Annotated in this window: 9 protein-coding genes; 4 read left to right on the forward strand and 5 right to left on the reverse strand. The window is 60.2% G+C overall.

Annotation, left to right across the window (positions count from 1 at the left end):
* Positions 1–595 precede the first annotated feature (595 nt).
* From KNW02_RS20185 to KNW02_RS20195, 4 genes are all read right to left on the reverse strand, one after another.
* Complete coding sequence (locus KNW02_RS20185; RefSeq protein ID WP_216034977.1) at positions 596–820, reverse strand: hypothetical protein; 225 nt, start codon at positions 818–820, stop codon at positions 596–598.
* 130 nt (positions 821–950) lie between these two features.
* On the reverse strand, positions 951–1,076 hold the full coding sequence (locus tag KNW02_RS21150; protein ID WP_256447780.1) for a hypothetical protein: 126 nt from the start codon (positions 1,074–1,076) through the stop codon (positions 951–953).
* The gene (locus KNW02_RS20190; RefSeq protein WP_216034978.1) at positions 1,073–1,303 is read right to left on the reverse strand and encodes a hypothetical protein; all 231 of its coding nucleotides are present in this window, start codon (positions 1,301–1,303) and stop codon (positions 1,073–1,075) included. The genes KNW02_RS21150 and KNW02_RS20190 overlap by 4 nt, the downstream gene beginning before the upstream one ends.
* Entirely contained in the window at positions 1,300–1,539 is a 240-nt protein-coding gene (locus KNW02_RS20195; protein WP_216034979.1) for a helix-turn-helix domain-containing protein, read from the reverse strand. The genes KNW02_RS20190 and KNW02_RS20195 overlap by 4 nt, the downstream gene beginning before the upstream one ends.
* A 179-nt stretch (positions 1,540–1,718) precedes the next feature.
* Here KNW02_RS20195 and KNW02_RS20200 point away from each other — a divergent pair, with 179 nt between their 5' ends.
* Genes KNW02_RS20200 through KNW02_RS20215 form a run of 4 tightly spaced genes read left to right on the forward strand, consistent with a single transcriptional unit; the run spans position 1,719 to position 2,921 of the window.
* On the forward strand, positions 1,719–1,925 hold the full coding sequence (locus KNW02_RS20200) for a hypothetical protein (protein WP_216034980.1): 207 nt from the start codon (positions 1,719–1,721) through the stop codon (positions 1,923–1,925).
* Positions 1,926–1,942: 17 nt separating this feature from the next.
* A complete protein-coding gene (locus KNW02_RS20205; protein WP_216034981.1) occupies positions 1,943–2,158 on the forward strand; it encodes a hypothetical protein in 216 nt (71 codons plus the stop codon).
* On the forward strand, positions 2,155–2,358 hold the full coding sequence (locus KNW02_RS20210) for a hypothetical protein (RefSeq protein ID WP_216034982.1): 204 nt from the start codon (positions 2,155–2,157) through the stop codon (positions 2,356–2,358). The genes KNW02_RS20205 and KNW02_RS20210 overlap by 4 nt, the downstream gene beginning before the upstream one ends.
* A complete protein-coding gene (locus KNW02_RS20215) occupies positions 2,355–2,921 on the forward strand; it encodes a hypothetical protein (protein WP_216034983.1) in 567 nt (188 codons plus the stop codon). Before KNW02_RS20210 ends, KNW02_RS20215 begins: the two co-directional genes overlap by 4 nt.
* Here the strand turns inward: KNW02_RS20215 and KNW02_RS20220 are convergent.
* On the reverse strand, positions 2,862–3,134 hold a 273-nt coding region (locus KNW02_RS20220; RefSeq protein ID WP_216034984.1), incomplete at its 5' end, for a hypothetical protein. The two genes, KNW02_RS20215 and KNW02_RS20220, sit on opposite strands and share 60 nt — an antisense overlap.

Here is a 3,134-nt window from a genome sequence, read left to right on the forward strand (position 1 = left end):
ATCCACATCCGCATTGCCCTCATGAACCGCTTCAACGCTCTCGGCCAAGCGGAGATCGAACGCGTCGCCTAAGATCGCGGGGGAAAGGCGCAAGCTCGGCTCAAACCGGCGTTCTGCAACAACGCCCGGTGCAAGCCTGCTGGTCGATACCTTCCTGCTTCAAGGCAGAACCCAGCGCATGGCCCGCGCCAGCCGCATTCTGGCGAACCTGCGCCGCGATGGCTGGGTTTGTCTGTGGTGCGGTGGAGCCGTTCCTGACTATCGCAGGGCCGATGCGCGCTATTGCTGCGAAGGCTGCCGCAGCCGGGCTGCACGGTGCAGACAGAAGGCCCGGCAGGAACCCTGAGATTACCCCAAGGTGCTGGCCGATCTGCATGGGGTGAAATCAGGATGTTGACAAATGTTGAGGTTCAACCGGTCAGCGGAAACCTCAGAAAACTTCAGACGCAGGCGGGCTGTCAGGCTGGATCGGGAAGCCAGCGCATGGGGTGCTATCAATGGCCCGATTTTCTGACACCGTAAAAAGGGGCGGGCATCCGGGGTGCAGGTGAAGGCCGATCCGGCTCTTTATTCCGCACCGTAAAAAGGGGGGCGCTTACTTCCGCATATCCCCGGCGCTGGGATTGTCCAGATATGCCTTGCCATCCTTCTCGCCTCGCCACGGGTCGCCAAAGGCTTTCGGATGTTCCGGCTCAGCGCCGTTGCCGATACTTACTTTTGCCGACCGGCGTTCACGGCGATGTTCAGCAACTTTATAGGGCTTGTCGCTGGGCGCGGTGGTTATCCCGACAACCGGGGTTCTCTTGCGTGAACGGCTCATGGTGGTGTGTCCTGAACTGGAAAGGGGCCGAAGCCCTCGCGCGCGTTATGACCGCCGATAAATCTTCGCGGTGGCCTTGAAATGAAAAGGGGGCCGAAGCCCCCAAGAAACGGTGCATGTCTACGGGCCGTCATTCGGCGGGGTGGTGGCATCCATGCTTCGCGTCAAGGTTACGCTCTGCACGGCGCAGGACAAGAACGCCTGCCCCGGCAACCGCCAGCGCGACAAGAGGGACGATAAAGTCAAACAGCGTCATGGCTTCACCTCTTTCCTAATCCTTCCCAGAATATAGTGCGAAACACCGTGCATTGCGAGTCCTGCCGCTGCCCACCATGCCGCCGCCCATGACGCATTCGACAGGCTGTCAGTCAGCGGGCGCAGAACCGCGAAGCCTATCAGGCCCAGTGCTATCGCATTCACGAACCCGGCAAACAGCTTCACCCGCTCATTGAACGCTACCAGCTTGTCGCGTTCGGTATTCATTCCGCCGCCCCTTTCAACGCCACGCCCGGCCCGGCGGCAACCTGTCCATCTTCGAGAAACTGGATGCCACGGGCTTCCAGGGCTTTGCGGATGGCTTCCGCTGTTGCGTGGTGAAGACCGCTTTTCCCAGTTTCAAAGCGGCTGACCGATGTGAAGGAGACGCCTGCCGCCTCGCCTAGGTCTCGAACCCCGAGACCGGTTGCTGCCCTTGCCATTCTCACTTGTTCCGGCGTCATTCGCTTACCTCGTGCAATAATTCGCTAACGGGGTTATTGGCAATGCGCTAACCCTGTATCATACATACAACACAGTAAGCGAAATATCCAGAGGAAGCCCACCATGTTCAACAAGTCGGAAATCATGAAAGCAGCATGGGCCGCGACGAAAGCCGAGATTGCCCCGCAGCCCGTCGCCCGTGTCGGCTGCTAGCCGCCGGTTCATCTTCAAGCACCACCTGGCAGCCGCATGGTTTGCTGCGAAGCGCGCTGCCCGCCCGGTAGAGACGGGCCGTGCCGCCGAACTGCGCCAGCGTCTCTATGTGCTGGACTGCAAGACCCGCTGGACGCCTGCCGACTATGCCACCGCCGATGCCCTGCGCGCCGAAATCCGCCAAGCCGCATAACCCTGAAAGGGAAGCCAATGCCCCAAGCACATCTGAATGCCACCGACGAAATTGACGACGCCCGCCATGTCCTGAACCTGATCGAACTGGCGACCCGATATAACCCCGGCGGGGGGAAGCCGGACCCTGACCGCGCCGCAATCAATGCTGCCTGCTTCACGGCTCTGGACAAGCTGGATGCCGCAGCACTTCTGCTGGAAACCGTCAGCACGCAGGAAGGCGGTGCAGCATGAACGACCTTCCGAACCACATCCAGCGACAGCAAAATGCTGCCCTGAAGCTGGAACGAATTGTCAACGCTGCTTTGTGTATGGCTGACGACAAAGACCTTGCGCACCTGAATATCGGATTGCTTGAGGCTGCCAGCGAAATCGCGCGCCAGCTTAATCAGGAACTGGATTCGGTAAACCTGCCGAAAGGCGGTGCAGCATGAGCGATGCCGCAATCTTTCGCGGGCTGTTCCTCGCATGGCAGCGCCTGACCGAATCTTACAACGCCAGCCATGCCCCGGACGGCAGCGAAGCCGAGCGCCGGTTGTCCCGGCAGATCCATGACCTTGAGGATTTCGCAGCCCAGCGCCCGGCACTGTCTCTGGAAGCCTTCGCCTTCAAGGTGCTGATTGCCGACGACACGGGCGGATATCTGAATGACACGCCCGGAACCCGTGCCCTTGTGCTGGAATCGCGGGCCATAGCTGAACGGATGGACCGGCCCGAGGATAGCGAAATCCTGCGCCTGTTCCGTCAGCGTGAAGCCTTGCGGGCCGCTGCTGCCGTCTATGAGGCCCCCGGTATTGAGGGCAAGGAAATCGACGCCGAATTTGACGCGCTGTTCTATGACGCCTGCGACGAACTGGAAAAGCGCATGGAAGCGATTCCCGCCATGTCACCTACCGACTTCGCGGCGAAGGTAATCACCGCTACGGTTGAGGGCCGCTTATGCCTCGAATGGGAAACCGATCCGCTCTGGCAGGAAGCCCGCAGGCTGGTTGCCTGACCGCAGGCTGAGTAAGCCGATATCCCATGAACAAGGCCGGGCATCGCGTCCCGGCCTTTCGCTTTGATCCGGTCCCAATGCCTGGCGCTTTGATTTTCCATGTATCGGATACAAACCACCGGCTTTCAGCCGGTCCGCTTCAGCGTTTTTGTCGATGATCTCCTCTCCCGGATTTGAAGCCGCCAGAGGCGGTATGGCTTCAAATCCGGGAGA

Source organism: Paracoccus marinaquae (assembly GCF_018860165.1).
In the GTDB taxonomy this organism is placed as follows: domain Bacteria; phylum Pseudomonadota; class Alphaproteobacteria; order Rhodobacterales; family Rhodobacteraceae; genus Paracoccus; species Paracoccus marinaquae.